Source organism: Blastocatellia bacterium (assembly GCA_035573895.1).
Classification (GTDB): Bacteria; Acidobacteriota; Blastocatellia; order HR10; family HR10; genus DATLZR01.
On the sequence record DATLZR010000035.1, the window covers coordinates 1 to 15,608 of the forward strand.

General features: G+C 56.5%; 15 protein-coding genes. 7 read left to right on the top strand and 8 right to left on the bottom strand.

The window, feature by feature from the left end; genetic code table 11:
- From VNM72_03950 to VNM72_03975, 6 genes are all read right to left on the bottom strand, one after another.
- Positions 1 to 535 (bottom strand): SDR family NAD(P)-dependent oxidoreductase (locus tag VNM72_03950; GenBank protein ID HXF04550.1); only part of this gene is annotated, 535 nt, incomplete at its 3' end.
- Positions 532 to 1,476 (bottom strand): ACP S-malonyltransferase, encoded by a 945-nt coding sequence (gene fabD / locus VNM72_03955; protein HXF04551.1) that lies wholly within the window; start codon positions 1,474 to 1,476, stop codon positions 532 to 534. The genes fabD and VNM72_03950, both read right to left, overlap by 4 nt.
- Before the next feature lie 17 nt (positions 1,477 to 1,493).
- Positions 1,494 to 2,480, bottom strand: a complete 987-nt coding sequence (locus VNM72_03960; protein ID HXF04552.1) for a beta-ketoacyl-ACP synthase III — start codon at positions 2,478 to 2,480, stop codon at positions 1,494 to 1,496.
- Positions 2,481 to 2,547: 67 nt separating this feature from the next.
- Complete coding sequence (gene plsX, locus VNM72_03965) at positions 2,548 to 3,573, bottom strand: phosphate acyltransferase PlsX (protein HXF04553.1); 1,026 nt, start codon at positions 3,571 to 3,573, stop codon at positions 2,548 to 2,550.
- Positions 3,574 to 3,584: 11 nt separating this feature from the next.
- The gene (rpmF, locus tag VNM72_03970) at positions 3,585 to 3,764 is read right to left on the bottom strand and encodes a 50S ribosomal protein L32 (protein HXF04554.1); all 180 of its coding nucleotides are present in this window, start codon (positions 3,762 to 3,764) and stop codon (positions 3,585 to 3,587) included.
- 4 nt (positions 3,765 to 3,768) lie between these two features.
- Positions 3,769 to 4,305 (bottom strand): DUF177 domain-containing protein, encoded by a 537-nt coding sequence (locus VNM72_03975; GenBank protein ID HXF04555.1) that lies wholly within the window; start codon positions 4,303 to 4,305, stop codon positions 3,769 to 3,771.
- A 316-nt stretch (positions 4,306 to 4,621) separates the two neighbouring features.
- Between VNM72_03975 and VNM72_03980 the strand changes: the two genes are divergently transcribed.
- Complete coding sequence (locus VNM72_03980) at positions 4,622 to 5,923, top strand: dihydroorotase (GenBank protein HXF04556.1); 1,302 nt, start codon at positions 4,622 to 4,624, stop codon at positions 5,921 to 5,923.
- On the opposite strand, the gene VNM72_03985 is transcribed toward VNM72_03980, so the two are convergent.
- On the bottom strand, positions 5,906 to 6,466 hold the full coding sequence (locus tag VNM72_03985; GenBank protein HXF04557.1) for an RNA polymerase sigma factor: 561 nt from the start codon (positions 6,464 to 6,466) through the stop codon (positions 5,906 to 5,908). The genes VNM72_03980 and VNM72_03985 overlap by 18 nt on opposite strands.
- Before the next feature lie 745 nt (positions 6,467 to 7,211).
- Here VNM72_03985 and VNM72_03990 point away from each other — a divergent pair.
- The 6 genes from VNM72_03990 to VNM72_04015 all read left to right on the top strand — a co-directional run bounded on the left by VNM72_03990 (position 7,212) and on the right by VNM72_04015 (position 13,724).
- Positions 7,212 to 8,660 carry a tetratricopeptide repeat protein gene (locus tag VNM72_03990; GenBank protein ID HXF04558.1) on the top strand — a complete coding sequence of 483 codons (1,449 nt, stop codon included), beginning with the start codon at positions 7,212 to 7,214 and terminating at the stop codon, positions 8,658 to 8,660.
- Positions 8,661 to 8,682: 22 nt separating this feature from the next.
- On the top strand, positions 8,683 to 9,000 hold the full coding sequence (locus VNM72_03995) for a hypothetical protein (GenBank protein ID HXF04559.1): 318 nt from the start codon (positions 8,683 to 8,685) through the stop codon (positions 8,998 to 9,000).
- A 612-nt stretch (positions 9,001 to 9,612) separates the two neighbouring features.
- Positions 9,613 to 10,140, top strand: a complete 528-nt coding sequence (locus VNM72_04000) for a CBS domain-containing protein (protein HXF04560.1) — start codon at positions 9,613 to 9,615, stop codon at positions 10,138 to 10,140.
- Positions 10,141 to 10,231: 91 nt separating this feature from the next.
- Entirely contained in the window at positions 10,232 to 12,094 is a 1,863-nt protein-coding gene (locus VNM72_04005; protein ID HXF04561.1) for a 2-oxoacid:acceptor oxidoreductase subunit alpha, read from the top strand.
- Positions 12,091 to 13,131 (top strand): 2-oxoacid:ferredoxin oxidoreductase subunit beta, encoded by a 1,041-nt coding sequence (locus tag VNM72_04010; protein ID HXF04562.1) that lies wholly within the window; start codon positions 12,091 to 12,093, stop codon positions 13,129 to 13,131. The genes VNM72_04005 and VNM72_04010 overlap by 4 nt, the downstream gene beginning before the upstream one ends.
- 155 nt (positions 13,132 to 13,286) lie before the next feature.
- Positions 13,287 to 13,724 (top strand): CBS domain-containing protein, encoded by a 438-nt coding sequence (locus VNM72_04015; protein ID HXF04563.1) that lies wholly within the window; start codon positions 13,287 to 13,289, stop codon positions 13,722 to 13,724.
- A gap of 541 nt (positions 13,725 to 14,265) precedes the next feature.
- On the opposite strand, the gene VNM72_04020 is transcribed toward VNM72_04015, so the two are convergent.
- The gene (locus VNM72_04020; protein HXF04564.1) at positions 14,266 to 14,982 is read right to left on the bottom strand and encodes a hypothetical protein; all 717 of its coding nucleotides are present in this window, start codon (positions 14,980 to 14,982) and stop codon (positions 14,266 to 14,268) included.
- Positions 14,983 to 15,608: the final 626 nt, after the last annotated feature.

Below are 15,608 nucleotides of genomic sequence, written 5' to 3' on the forward strand. Positions count from 1 at the left end.
TGATGTTGCGCGACGCCACCTCCTTGGCCAGCGACTTGGTGAAGCCGATGATGCCCGCTTTCGCCGCCGCATAGTTGGCTACGCCGGGACCGCCCATCTGTCCCATCACCGAGGTCATGTTGATGATCCGTCCGTAGCGCGCCCGAAGCATGTAAGGCAGCACCGCCTGGGTACACAGCAAGACGCTCGTCAGGTTCGTCGCAATCACATCGTCCCAATCCTCTCGCTTCATTCGCAGGACCAGGGCATCGCGGGTGATGCCGGCGTTGTTCACCAGAATATCAATGTGGCCGAAGGTCTCCAGCGTTCGACTCACCGCCGCCTTGATCTGTTCGGCGTCTGTGACATCGGTCGGGGCGACGAGGGCCTGACGCCCCATCTGTCGAATCTCATCGGCGACCGCTTCGAGTTTCTCCCGGTTTCGCGCCAGCAGGGAGACATTGGCTCCCGCCATCGCCAGCGCCCGCGCGCACTCCCGCCCGATGCCCTGCGAGGCTCCCGTGACAATCGCCACGCGACCATCGAGAGTGATCATTGCCCTAACCTCGCGAGCGTTTCCCGCAAACTCGCCGGATCCTCGACCGACAGCGTTTCAACCGTCCGATCAATGTTTTTGACCAGGCCGGTGAGAACCCGACCGGGACCCACTTCGACAAACGTGGTGACTCCTTCGGCTACCAGCCGACGAATGGAGTCCTCCCAGCGAACGGGCCGGGAGACCTGACGTATCAGCGCATCACGCGCCCGCTCGCCAGAAGTGATGATCTCCGCATCAACATTCGTGACCAGAGGGATCTGCAAATCCCGGAGAGGAAGACGACGGAGATCATCGGCCAATCTCTCTTCGGCGGGTTTCATGAGGGCGCAGTGAAAAGGGGCACTGACCGATAACATAACAACCCGTCGTGCTCCCCGCTCGCGCAGACGCTCGGCCGCCCGCTGCACGGCTTCCGCATGACCGGCGATGACGATCTGCTGCGGCGAATTGAAATTGGCCGGGGAACACACCCAGTCCGGATGGTCACGGCAGACTTCTCGACAGGCTTCCTCGACGACGTCTCGCGGAGCACCGAGGATGGCCGCCATCGCTCCCACGCCGACTTCCACCGCTTCCTGCATGTAGCGACCGCGATTCCGAACAGTCCTCACGGCGTCCTCCAGCGAGAGGGCTCGCGCGGCGACCAACGCCGAATATTCGCCGAGGCTGTGCCCGGCGACGAAATCCGGCTTCAGCCCGGCTTCCTCCAGGACTCGATGACAGGCCACCGACACGGCCAGCAGCGCCGGTTGCGTGTTCACCGTGAGCGTCAGCTCCTCGGCGGGGCCTTCAAAACAGAGTCGGCTGAGCGGCAGCCCCAGGACCTCATCAGCACGGGCGAAGACATCCGCCGCACTCGCGTAAGCTTCAGCCATCAATTTCCCCATCCCCGGTTGCTGAGACCCTTGACCGGGAAAAATGAAGGCGATCTTGCCCATGGCCACCGACTCACCTTTCACCAGCGAAGGACTGCCGCTCCGTAGGTCACACCGGCACCAAAGCTCGTCATCATGATCACGTCCCCGCCCTTAATCCGACCCGACCGGACGCATTCGTCCAGCGCGATCGGGATCGAAGCCGACGACGTGTTCCCCACTCGATCAATGTTCGAATAGACCTTGGCCGCCGGGATTCCCAGGCGATCGGCCACCGCATCGGTGATCCGCTGATTGGCCTGATGCGGGATGAGAAGATCAATATCACTGGGCGACATGCGCAGATCATCGAGAACGCGACGGGAAATCTCCTCCATGCTCCGCACGGCAACTTTGAACAGCTCGTTCCCCCTCATCTTGATGTAATGAAGACGATTGGCCACCGTCTCCGGTGATGCCGGGAATCGCGTGCCCCCGCCGGGAATGTAGAGGTAATCGGCATACTCTCCGTCACTTTGAATCCTCACGCCGAGAATTCCTCGACGGTCATCCACCGGTTGAAGGATCGCCGCCCCCGCCCCATCCCCGAAGAGGACGCAGGTGGCGCGGTCCGTATAGTCCACGTAGCGGGTCAGCAGTTCCGCGCCGATGAGAAGCACGGTTTGTGCTCGACCTGTCGCGATGGCTCCCTCAGCCAGCGCGAGGCCGTAAATAAATCCCGAACAAGCTGCCGCCATATCGAAAGCGGCGGCCCTCTTGGCTCCCAGCATCGCCTGAATCAAGCAGGCCGTCGAGGGCAACGCCATATCGGGGCAAACCGTCGCACAGATGATCAGATCAATGTCGGTAGCCTCAACACCCGCCATCGCCATCGCCTGACGGGCGGCCTGGCAGGCAATTGTCGAGGTGAACTCTTCCGGGCCCGCCTTGCGACGCTGGCGAATGCCGGTGCGCGTCGAGATCCACTCATCGCTTGTATCAACCATCTGTTCCAGGTCCGGATTGGTGATCACCCCGGAAGGTAAAGCGTGGCCTGTTCCCGTGATGCCGACGTTCACTTTCCCCATCGTTCCCCCCTTCGCATGGATGTTCCTTGAGCCATGGCAGAGCTCTCTTGTACGCCAGGAGCCATATTCAATGAGCGGCCTTCACCTGCTGCCGCTCAAATTTGGCGACTTCTTGTTCGATCTTTTCCACCACGCGGCGCTCGCACAGCTCCTTCGCCACGCGAATCGCATTGCGAATGGCGCGAGCGTTCGATCGTCCGTGACAGATGACACACACCTCCTTGACCCCGAGCAGAGGCGCCCCTCCAAATTCCGACCAATCAAACCGACGACGAAAGTTCTCGAACGCCGGCCGAGAGAGAAACGCCCCCACTTTCGTCTGGACCGAACGCATCAACTCCTGGCGGATGCCAGCGACGAGCATCTCGAAGACCCCCTCGCTCGTTTTCAAAATGACATTTCCGGTGAACCCATCGCAGACGATGACATCCACTTCGCCGGTGTAGATGTTCCGGCCCTCAATATTGCCGACGAAATTGAGATCGGAGCGCTCCAGCAGCTTATAGGCTTCGCGAGTGAGATCATTCCCCTTGACTTCTTCCTCGCCGATGGACATGAGAGCGACCCGGGGAGATCGAAGCCCGAGGATCGTGCGAGCATAGAGATTACCCATGATGGCGAACTGCAAGAGGTGAATCGGGCGGCACTCGGCGTTGGCCCCCACATCAACCAGGACAACTCCTCGACCGGTGAGCGTGGGTAGAATCGTCGCCAGCGCCGGACGGTCAATGGAGGGAGGCGTTTTGAGGATCATCTTGGCCGCCGCCATCACCGCTCCCGTATTGCCCGCGCTAACGAACGCTTGAGCGTTCCCCTCCTGAACATACCGCAGTCCCACGACGATGCTCGAGTTGCGTTTGCGGCGGATCGCCGGAATGACCGGATCATCCATCGTGATCACCTCCGGCGCATGAAGGACGTCAATTCGTCGGTTCGACCGCTGGCCTCGACGCCGCAACTCCTCCCGGATCCGCGACTCCGGTCCGATTAACGTCAGCTCCACATCCAGTTCGGAAACAGCCAGAAGCGCTCCGTCAATTTCAGTGAGCGGAGCCCGATCACCACCCATCACGTCGAGGGCAATTCGGATCATAAGAGCCGAGGCTACTCCTTCACCGGAAGGACCTCACGTCCTTTATAATAGCCGCACTTGGGACAGGCCCGATGCATGGCCATCGGCTCCCGACACTGCGGACAGGTTGTCAACGACGGCAACGCCAGCGCATCGTGCGCCCGACGACGTCCCCGTCGCGATTTCGAATGTCGGCGTTTGGGATTCGGCATCGTCTCATCCTCCCACATCGGTCAGGTGCTTCCTCAGTTCGGCCAAAGCGGCCCACCGCGCATCAATCTCCTCGCTGCGACAGCCGCAGTCACCTTCGTTCAAGTCGGCTCCACAGCGCGGACATAATCCCCGGCAGTCCTCACGACACAGAAGACGGAAAGGCAATGCCAGGCGAATCTGCTCGCGAACGAGCCCCGTGAGATCAATGAGGTCGTTCCGGTAAAAGCCAAACGTGAGATCGCGCTCGGTCAGCTCCACTTCCTCCTCCGGGGTCAACACCTCAATCGGAGCATAGAAGACGTCAAAACTCGTTTCCACCGGCAACCGGAAAACGGTCAGACAGCGATCGCAGGAAACCATTAGCTCGGCCGTCACATTCCCCTGAACGCGAATCTCTCGCCCCAGCCTTCGGAGGTGAAAGAAAACATGAGGAGGTTCACTGACCATGAGCTGGTCGTCAGCCATATCAAACTGGTCCGGCAGATAGTGATGCTCCAGACGCAGTTCCTCTTCCGTCCATTGTGTGAGATCAACGAACATTTCAAAGTTGCACAATTATACGGTCGTTCATCGCCTTGTCAACGCGAGCGAAGTTGCCTCTCGCCCATGGCACGTTTTTCAGATCATTCGCCTCCGACAGCCGGCCTTGGGGATCGCTGCATGATCCGTCCGCCCCGGCGGCTCCCCGAATGATCGTCGTTCGTTGAGGAGTCACCCACCTCCCTGCGTGATTTGCTGCTGTGACCAAGCATCCCGTCGAGACAGCCGTAAAGGTAGCAGAAAATCGGTCTGACTTCAACATGCTGAAATGCTGAGGTTGACCATGCCCAAGGGGGACTCGTAAGATTACCGCTCGATGAAACTGGTCATTCGCTCAGGACTGATAGTTGATCCCTCGCAATCCATTGAATCTGTCGGTGACCTCCTGATCACCGATGGGACGGTCACAGACATCGCTCCCCGCATTGAGGTTCCCGATGCGCTTGTGCTCGAGGCCAAGGGCTGCATCGTCGCCCCTGGTTTCATTGACCTGCACACTCATTTGCGGGAGCCCGGCGGCGAAGATGCCGAAACAATTGAGACGGGAACACGAGCTGCTGCCGCCGGAGGTTTCACCTCTGTCTGCGCCATGGCCAACACCAACCCAGTGAACGATAATGCCGCCGTCACCCGGTTTGTGCTGGACCGCGCCCGGAGCCGTGGCGTCGTTAACGTCTTCCCCATCGGAGCCGTCACTCAAGGTCTGCGCGGCGAAACTCTGGCGGAAATTGGAGAAATGCGCGAGGCGGGCATCGTCGCCATCAGCGATGATGGACAGCCGGTCATGAACGGTCAGATTATGCGCCGGGCCATGGAATACGCCAAGCAATTCGGTCTTCCCGTGATTGACCACTGCGAGGACAAGAACATCTCAGCCGCCGGAGTGATGAACGAGGGATACTGGTCAACCCTTCTCGGGTTGAGAGGAATAAGCTGGGTCGCCGAGGCCGTTCACGTCGCTCGGGACATCCTGCTGGCCGAACTGACCGACGCCCACATCCACATCGCCCACGTGAGTACCGCCGCCTCGGTTCACCTCATTCGACAGGCCAAGCGTCGGGGAATTCGCATCACCTGCGAGGTCACCCCTCACCACTTCACCCTCACCGAGGAAGCAGTTCGGACGTACAATCCCAATACGAAAATGAATCCCCCGCTGCGTACCCCAGAGGACGTGGCTGCCCTGCTCGAAGGATTGGCCGACGGGACCATAGATGCTATAGCGACCGATCATGCCCCTCACCCCATTGATGAGAAGATGAGGGAGTTCGATCTCGCCCCCTTTGGAGTGGTGGGGCTGGAAACGGCCGTCAGCCTGGCTCTGGATCGGCTCGTTCACTCAGGGCGCATCGGCTGGCGTCGCCTGGTGGAACTTTTCTCGACGACACCAGCATCAATTCTGAATCTCAACCGCGGAACCCTGAGGCCCGGAGCAATCGCTGATATCACGATCCTCGATCCCCATCGCACGGTGGTCGTTGATGCCGGGAAGTTCCAATCAAAAAGCCGGAATACACCGTTCGATGGCTGGCGTCTGACAGGAGCGGTCAAGGCCACGCTCGTGGCAGGGAGGGTGGTGTACCCCCCGGATAGCCTGTCTCTATCGCCGGCGACGTAAGAGCCGTCGGACCTTGAGCCGCGCTTTGTGTAATTGTGATTTGGTTGTCCCGATGGTGATTCCCAGCATCCGCGCAATCTCTTCGTGCCCATACCCTTCAATGTCGTGGAGAACGAGAATCGTTCGATAACCAGCGGGAAGTTGCCGAATGGCGCGTTCCAGAGCGATTCTCTCAACACACAGCGACATGTCAGTATGAGGGTTTTGTTTCTCAAGGTAGTCGCGGAGCTGATCGCTATCCATCGGCTCAAAGGTCGGCCGGCGCTTTCTCAAATGCATCAGGACAAGGTTCACCGTCAGCCGATGAAGCCAAGTGGTGAAGGCCGATTCCCCGCGAAAGCTCGAAATCTTGCGGTAAAGATGAATGAACACCTCCTGAGTCAAATCTTCGGCATCGGTGGCATTGCCGACAAGACGCAGACACAGAGAGTAAACCCGGCGGTAATGCGAGAGATACAATTGCTCGAAAGCCTCTGTGCCTCCAAGCGCTGAGGCGCGAGCCAGATCATAATCAGATGTCAGGTTTTTCACGGCGGCGACCATTTTTTTCCTCCTTCCGGTACGGGTGAGACCGGGCCCGTGGCTGAGCGGGCCCGGTGGGATGGTCTATGAAGAAGCTCTTTGCGCTGAGTTAACTTGACTTACTGGCTGATGCCGGGAATCGGACAAGATCCGCTGGTGATCAGCGGGATCAAGGCCAACAGCGCCAGCAAAAGCACAGCCAGATCGAGTTGCCCATGTTGTGTCCTCATCGTAGCGTCCTCCTTTCTGTGAGTTTAGGGAATTCAAGAGCTTGTGAGCTTACTGGCTGATACCAGGGATGGGGCATGAACCCGATCCCAAAAGTGGAATCAGCACAAGGAATGCGGCAATAAGTGAAGCCAGATCAAGCTGCCCGTTGTGTCGTCGAGTCATCGTACGATCCCTCCTTATCGAGTTAATTAATTGATTTCGCGTAGCTTACTGGCTTATACCGGGGATGGGACAGGAACCCGAGCCAATCGTCTGAAGTGCAGCCAGTAAGGCCAGCACGATTGAAGCAAGATCAATTTGCCCACGGCTTTTTCTCATTTCTACCTCCCGTTTGTTCATGATTTCAAACACGCCTATAGTATAGCATCATTTTCCAAAATGTCAAGAAGAAAATTTAATCACAGAAAATTTTTAAAAAGTAAACAGATTTGAACTATTTGTCTGCTTAAAGTAAAACTCCCTTGACATTGTCCGGGAGTTTCGCTATAGTGGGGGCTGCATGAAGACGGATGGTTGACGTCGGCGGAGGCGTCGAATGATGAAGGCGACAAAAGTCAAAGAGATACGGCAGGAAAAAGCGTCCACCGTGTTGGAAGAGTTGGTCCTTTCGGGCCACTTTGGGGAAGCCGAAAGGCTGAGCGAAACTCTTCCGGCGGCATCTGTGCGGGTCGCTGCCCTGAAGGCGCAGGTTCTGATTTATAAGGGACAACTGGAGGAAGCGGCCGAGGTTTTGGCTCCCTTCGAGAACAAGCTCACGGAAGCCAGCCTCAGTGATGCAGCAGAATTTGGTCTGGCCAGAGCCGAGCTTGCCTATTGGCGTGGGGAATATGAGGAAGCGGAGAGGCACGCGCAGGTTGTCTATGGGATCTTCAGCCTCAATAATGATCCGGTGGGGTTGGCCCGCTCGCTCTATATGCTCGGCCGTATTAAACGGCGCGGGGGGGACTTTGATCGGGCTAAGCAATACATGCTCCAGGCCCTTGACTACACCTCGTCGCTACGCGGCGATCAAGCTGATTTCCTCATCGGATTAATCTTCTTCAATCTCGGAGCGATAAATCACATTCTCGGTGACTTCAGGGAGGCGGAGGCTGACTTCCTCAGGGCAATAGAGTTGCTCAAGAGGGTGGAAGGTGGTCGCTATTACGGCCTGGCGTTGAGCAGTTACGGAGCGCTCCTCAATAGTAAGGGCCACTATGAACAAGCCGCGCAAATGCTTCAAAGTGCCTACAACTGCTTCACGGTAAATGCTTGTTTTGATGACCTCGCGCACACGACTAACAATCTGGCCTATTCTTATATCAGAATGGGCCAGTTCGATAAAGCAACCAAACTGCTCGACGAAAGTCTTGAACTGCGCCGTCGTTCCAAAGACATTGCTGGAGAAGCTGCTACTCTGGAACTCATTGGCAGATTAAGATTCGAACAAGGGAAGCTTGAGGACGCAGAGAAGGCACTCAAGCAGGCCATTGAAGTAGCTGAACTGGCAGACAATCCGAGCGAGAAGGCGGTGGCCCTCATTACACTGGGGAGGGTGGTGATGGCGAAACGTCTTTTCGACGACAGTCAGCAAGCCCTTGAGGAAGCGCTTAAACTGGCCATTGAGCTCAAAAACAAATCGCTTCAGGCCGAAGCCCATACCTATTTAGCGGAGCTGAGCGTGCTCAGGGGCAACGGCATGCAAGCCCTTGATCATCTCAAGCGGGCGAAAAATTTGATCAACGGCTATAGCGATGCTTATCTACTTGAGCAGATTGACCGAATCGAAAAGCTTGTACAGGCAGAGAAGGTGAGAACAGAAGAAGGGATCTTCATCATCAAGGGGAGCTTCTTACCGACATGGCGAGAAGCTCACGAATCTCTCGGCAGGTTCTTGCTCACTGAGGCACTTAAACATGCCGGAGAGAACCAAACTCGCGCCGCCGAACTGCTCGGCGTCACTAAGGCCTATATCACTATGCTTCGAAAGAAGTATGGCGTGTGACTGAATAAGGAGGACACACAGTATGCGGAAAGCAATAGCCGTATCCATCTTGTTCGTCCTTACCGCTTGTTTTCTCCCTGTCAGGGCTGGCCAGACGCATGGAGGGAGACCTTTTCTTCCGGGAGACGATTTGGTCTTTGGAGGGCAGACTCACGGGGGAAGACCGTTCATCGCCACGGCTGTCACCTTAAATGAAGCGAGCGCATCTGCTGCTGAAGGCAGCGTGTATTCCATGCCGGTGTATTACGATCCTTTTATCCCACAGCCGCTATGGGGCGAACTCAGTTTTCTCGATATTGTGGATTTTCTCTTCAACATCCACCTTCTTCTTTTCTACTGAGCAAGCTACAGAGCCAATCTTTTATCTCCGCTACGGAAGGGGTGGGGAATAAGAAAGGGGCGTGCTCCTGCTCATGCACGTCTTGATCCCCGCCCCCGCGAAAAGGAGCCGTGAAAGGCTCTCTCCTACACAGCAGCGAAGGTGCACCTCCTTAGGAGGGTACGCCAACATGTTGCACTCACGCTGAGTGTGCGAGAACCATTTCAAAACTCTCCTCAGCTTGAGAACATTGCTGCAAGGCCCGTAAATCAAGATCCCCCCAACGGTCGCCCTCTCAGGCCGAGCACTCACGGCTGGTTTCTGAACAGGGGGATCAGACATCATCTGCCAGGGCGGTTATTCCTTTAAGACTTACGCAATACACGAGGGTAGTCTGAATGAGATCGCTCAGGTAGGATGAACGTCACCCTTGGGGTCAGAAAATTTCTGGCCGCGTAATACCAATTGCCTTTTGAAGAACCCTCATGAATTGCCCATAACTGGTTACGGGAACGGGATCTATAAATCCGAAATCCACCCCTCCGCAATCTGCAATTGGTATAAGTCTGTCAGAGCGTCAATTTTCTGATGGCGTAAGAACGATGCCATTGAAACGGCCACAAGCTCCTCTCCATGTTGGCAGAACAGTCCAGCTATGAGTATAATAGCCACTTGTTGCAACCGGTGGCGGTCATGTCCATCGAAGAAATACTGCGTCGGGCGCAGGTGACTGAGCTGATTCTCTCGCCCTGTGTGTGCGTGTCTCGGGCAACACCGCTCGGACAGGTATTGGAGAGAATGCGGCAGGAGCGTCTCGGCTGTGTGGTTGTGTGTGAGGAGGATCGCGTGGTCGGGATCTTTACCGACCGTGATGTGTTGATGAAAGTTGTCGGAGCGGACGTTGATCGAACCTCTCCAATCGAGGCGTTCATGACGCCCGATCCGACGATCGTTCGCGCTAGGGATCGGATCTGGGAAGCGATGCGGTTGATGGACGAAGGAGGGTATCGCAACCTTCCCCTTGTGGATGACAACGGGCGCTGCCGCGGGATCGTCTCCGTTGGCAGTATCATAGACTTTCTCGCTGCCCACTTCCCGACCGAGGTCTACAACCTGCCCCCGCGCGCCGATCAGACGTTTGCTGCCCCGGATGGGGCTTGAAGGGTACCTCGCCAGCACGGGAGCCCGGTACGAGGCAGCATCAGCATGGGGAAGCATCATCTCAAAGAAAACAATAATCAGTGAGGCAAGGATGGATATGGAAAGGGTTGGTCTTGCAGAGGCAGAAGTCAAGCACCGTATCGAAGAGCTGGAAACCGTGACGGTCCGTTTCGCTGGAGACTCCGGCGATGGAATGCAACTGACGGGAACTCAGTTCAGCAATACGACGGCCATCGTGGGGAACGATCTTGGTACGTTTCCTGACTTCCCCGCAGAGATTCGTGCGCCCGCCGGAACGCTGCCGGGCGTGAGCGCCTATCAAATTTGTTTTAGCAGCCGGGATATTCGCACGCCGGGCGATCAACCGGACGTGCTGGTTGCGATGAATCCGGCGGCCCTCAAAGTTCATCTCCCTGACCTCCCTGAAGGAGGAATGATTATCGTCAACACGGATGCTTTCACCGAGCAGAATTTGAAGAAGGCCGGATATTCCTCAAATCCCCTAGAAGACGGATCGCTGGCGAAGTATCGGGTATTTAAGATCCCCATCACCACGGTCAACATGAGCGCCCTGCGCGAGATCAATCTTCCGGCCAAAGACAAAGAACGATGCAAGAATTTTTGGGCTCTGGGATTGATGTACTGGCTCTTCGATCGTCCCCTTGAGCCGACCCTCCGCTGGATCGAGGAGAAATTCAAGAAGAATCCCGAACTGGCCAAAGCGAATGCAACGGCGCTGCGGGCCGGCTACGCCTATGCTGACGCCAGCGAGATTTTCACCACTCACTATCGGGTGAAGAAGGCCCAGATAGCGCCTGGAGTCTATCGAAAGATCACCGGCAATGAAGCTCTCGCTCTCGGTTTGATTGCGGCATCGGAGCTGGCCGGGCATCCGCTCTTCTATGCGAGTTATCCCATCACGCCCGCCAGTGATATTCTCCACGAACTGGCCGTGCACAAGAATTTCGGTGTGCGCACGTTCCAGGCGGAGGACGAGATCGCAGCCATGTGTGCCGCCATCGGCGCGAGTTTCGTCGGGTATCTGGGAGCGACGGGAACAAGCGGTCCGGGGATGTGCCTTAAGTCGGAGGCCATCAATCTCGCCGTCATGACCGAGCTACCGGTGGTGATCTTGGATATTCAACGGGCCGGACCGAGTACGGGGATGCCCACGAAAACAGAGCAGGGCGATCTCCTCCAAGCCTTGTTCGGTCGCAACAGCGATAGCCCATTGGTCGTCCTGGCTCCGGCGACACCCTCGGATTGCTTCTATATGGCCATCGAAGCCTTCCGCCTGGCGACGAAATACATGACGCCGGTGATCGTGCTTTCGGACGGTTATCTCGCCAATGGAGCGGAGCCGTGGAAGCTGCCCTCGCTGGAGGAATTGCCCAAGATCGAAATCAAATTCCGTACCGATCCCAACGGGTTCTATCCCTACCAGCGTGACCCGGAAACTCTGGCGCGACCGTGGGCGATACCGGGAACGCCGGGGCTGGAACACCGCATTGGGGGGTTGGAGAAGCAGCATATCACTGGCAACGTCAGCTATGATCCTGAGAACCATCAACTGATGACTCACCTCCGGGCCGAGAAGATCGCGCGCGTGGCGCAGGACATCCCCGATGTCGAAGTCTTCGGGGACACAGAGGGCGAACTCCTTGTCGTCGGCTGGGGCGGAACCTACGGCGCCATCACCTCGGCTGTCGAACAGGTTCAGGCGAAAGGTCTACCGGTCTCCAGCATTCATCTCCGGTATCTCAATCCCCTTCCTCGCAATCTCGGCCAGGTTCTATCACGCTTCCGCAAAGTCCTCGTCCCGGAACTCAATATGGGACAACTCGTATTTCTACTACGGGCCAAATATTTGGTGGATGCGATTCCCTTCAACAAGGTCAAGGGAAGGCCCTTTAAGATCTCCGAATTAGTGATGAAAATCGAGGAACTGCTATGACGATCAAGGACAATGGAGGCAGCCAATCGCCAGTGGTCACGCTCACGAAAAAGGATTTTGTTTCCGACCAGGAAGTCCGGTGGTGCCCTGGCTGCGGTGATTACGCCATTCTCGCTCAAGTGCAAAAGGTTCTGCCGAACCTTGGCATCCCGAAGGAGAAGTTCGTGTTCGTCTCCGGCATCGGATGCAGCAGTCGTTTCCCCTACTATATGAACACCTATGGCTTCCACGGTATTCACGGCCGGGCTCCGGCCATCGCCACCGGGATAAAGATCAGCAACCCCGACCTCTCCGTGTGGGTCGTCACCGGGGATGGAGATGGGTTGAGCATCGGCGGCAATCACCTCATTCACGCCATGCGTCGGAACGTGGATATTAAGATCATCCTCTTCAACAACCGGATCTACGGGTTGACCAAGGGGCAGTATTCTCCGACATCGGAATTCGGCAAGAAGACCAAGTCATCCCCCTTTGGCGTCGTTGATTCTCCCATCAATCCCATCTGCATCGCTCTGGCGGCGGAAGCGACCTTCGTGGCTCGCTCGGTTGATCGTCACACTGATCATCTGGCCTATATCATCGAACGCGCTGCTCGCCATCGGGGTGTAGCGTTTGTGGAAGTCTTCCAGAACTGCAATATCTTCAACGATGGAGCCTTTGAACATTTTGCCGATCGCACGGTCAAGGATGATCGAATGGTCAACCTTGAGCACGGCAAACCGCTCGTCTTCGGGAAAAATCACGAGAAAGGGATTCGCCTTCGCGGGACCCAACTGGAAGTGGTGACTTTAGGTGGGGGAATCACTGAAGATGATCTGCTCATCTGGGATGAAACACTTCCCGATTCGGCTCTGGCCTACATGATCGCGCGTATGGACTACCCGGCGTTCCCCGTACCGGTGGGAGTCTTCCGTGATGTCGCCAAGCCCACTTATGACGAACTGGTCAATCAACAGATCGAATTCGCCGTGCAGAAGATGGGTCGAGGTAATCTCGAACAGCTCCTCAAAAGTGGCGATACATGGGTGGTGGAGTGACTTTAAGTCTCGGGAGCGCCCGATAGGTAAACGCGGCCAAAGGCGTTCGGCCGGAGCTGATCGCTTCACAGGATATCACAAGCATGATCTGTCCAGCCTGCGGTCACGACAATCTTCCCGGCGCGGAGACATGCGAGGTATGCCTATGGGATTTAATGGATTTGGATTTACCAGCTCCCCGCGCGGGCTTGCAAAAGCACTTGCTGGAGGATACGCTGAGCCGTCTCCCCCTGGCTCATCCCGTGAGCGTTTCCCGGCACGATCCGGTTTCGACGGCAATTGCTGCGATGAAGCAGCATCGGGTCGGCTGTGCTTTGGTCGTTGAGGGGGAGAAGCTCGTCGGCATTTTAACCGAGCGCGATGTGTTGCTGAAACTCACCGAGCCCGGCCTTGATCTTCACCGGATTCCCGTGGATCGGGTGATGACACACGATCCGGTCACCCTGAGCGAGCAGGATACACTGGCGGTGACTCTCCATCAGATGTCCCTCGGAGGATTTCGCCATCTCCCGGTTGTGACCGGGGATGGCCGACCTCGCGGCGTCGTTTCGGTCAAGGACATTTTTCGCTATATCTTCTCGCTCTGCCGCTAAGATTCGTGAGACCGATTGCCTCGGGGGAATGGCTCTCTCCGATTCGCGATAGCATCCCAACTAGGACTCCCAACAGGCGGATGCTTATCCGAGATCTGCCCCTGGTCTTCAACTCGCACCTGAGACCCCTTCGCCCAAAAGATTACGTCGAAATTCCGACCAGCTCAGGGTTCAAAATTTCCTGAACACCCCCTGAGGGGCAGAGGACCTAGAGGCGAGGGTACTTGGTGCGTCAGCAGTTGAGTTAGAGTGCCGGGCTATCCCAGGTTCGGTATTATCCTCGTACGGCAGGAGCCTCACCGGGTCAACATGTATCCTTAGCTCCCGCGATGGATGGCGGATCTCCAGTCCATTGGGAGGTGCTCATCTTTATCACCGCGCCGCAACACGTCGGTCCCAAAGTCCCACCAGTTTAAAGCAAAGCGGACCGTTATTCAGAGCTCTGCCAGAAGCATATGGGTGATCGCCAGAGAGCGTGTCCCTGGCCTTCCATTCAAAAGCTATGAATGGTCGGTTTCCTTGCGGAGCCGGCAATCTTCCCTTATCGCTCGCGCTTCTGTTGTTGCATCTGCCCAAGTTGCTGGCGCAGCTCCTGGGCCACATCGGGATGGCCCGCCTGCTCCGCCGCCTGGATCTTTTGTTTCAACAGATCGTACTTCACTGGCCAGTCAGGCGTTTCCGCGAAGACGCTCTCAGGAGGCTCTCCCAACTGAATCTTTGTCGGCTCGATAACTTCTACTCCCCGATCCCAGACCATAACGACCTTAATCGGTATACCCTGAAGGGCAGGAGCAACGTAGACCTCTGTGTATCCCACACCGTTCTGCTTGGGGAAGCGCAACACATACGTCTTATAGCCCAGAACAGAATCCACGCGCACAAGATGGGGATCCTTCGCTAGAGCATCTTCGGACAATTTCGGCCTCTTGGCCTGCATGGCTGAGAGGTAGTCGAGCACCTGATTCTCTCGACCAACCCGGAAAACGCCACGTCCCGGCATCCCGAAGACGACATCCTCACGATCAACCGTGCCATCGTCCCGATAGTAGGTGGCAACCTCCTTAAAGGCCCCATTCGATCGCTGATATCTTACGTGGATGGCGCGAAGTGACGATTTACTGTTACCGGTTAAGGTGAAGGTCTGCGTTGCAATCAGAGTGAACCCCATCGGAGGCGTCTGTTCCCTTGCGTGCCTTATCGAATAAGCCAGGCCGACAGTGACCCCGCTTAAGAGAAGCAAGCTGAGAGACAGTTTCATTATCTTGCTCCTGGGAAATGCTTGTCTCATCCATTTTCCCCTATGAGCGATTCTCGTTTCCGTAGTGAGATGACTAGGGGTAGCAACCATAACAGCAACCCTCCCAGTGTTCAAAGGAATCGGTATCGGCGCACCGCCCAAATTCATGATAGCAGCAATCTCGGCGCGTCCCACACTCGCATTCAGGGCTACACCAGACGGCCATTACCTCAATAGTGCACTGCAACGGGTTACCACAAGTGAAGGTCAGGCCGCAGCCTGACGACTGAGCGCCGACTTTGGTAGGCTGCGACATTACTGATAGCCCCACTACAAGTAACAGGACTGCGATAGTCATCGCACAAAGGACGGCCCTATACGGACCTTCGGCCTTCCTCATTGTGACCTCCTTGCTTCTGTTCTTACAAAAGACGAAAGTGACTGTCAAGCATCTTAATCAAATTTTAATGCCTTCCCGCCAATAATAACGCGAGGGCTTGCGCCAATATCTTTGCCGCAAGATTGGGAGTCCTTCTCTCTTCGGTGTTGCCGTAACAAGTTAAGAGGGATATCTTGCGATAGGGAAAGGGTAGGTAGAACGGGCTTCCTGAGGCGAAAATCCTATGGGAGCACAAACTCACCGGCAC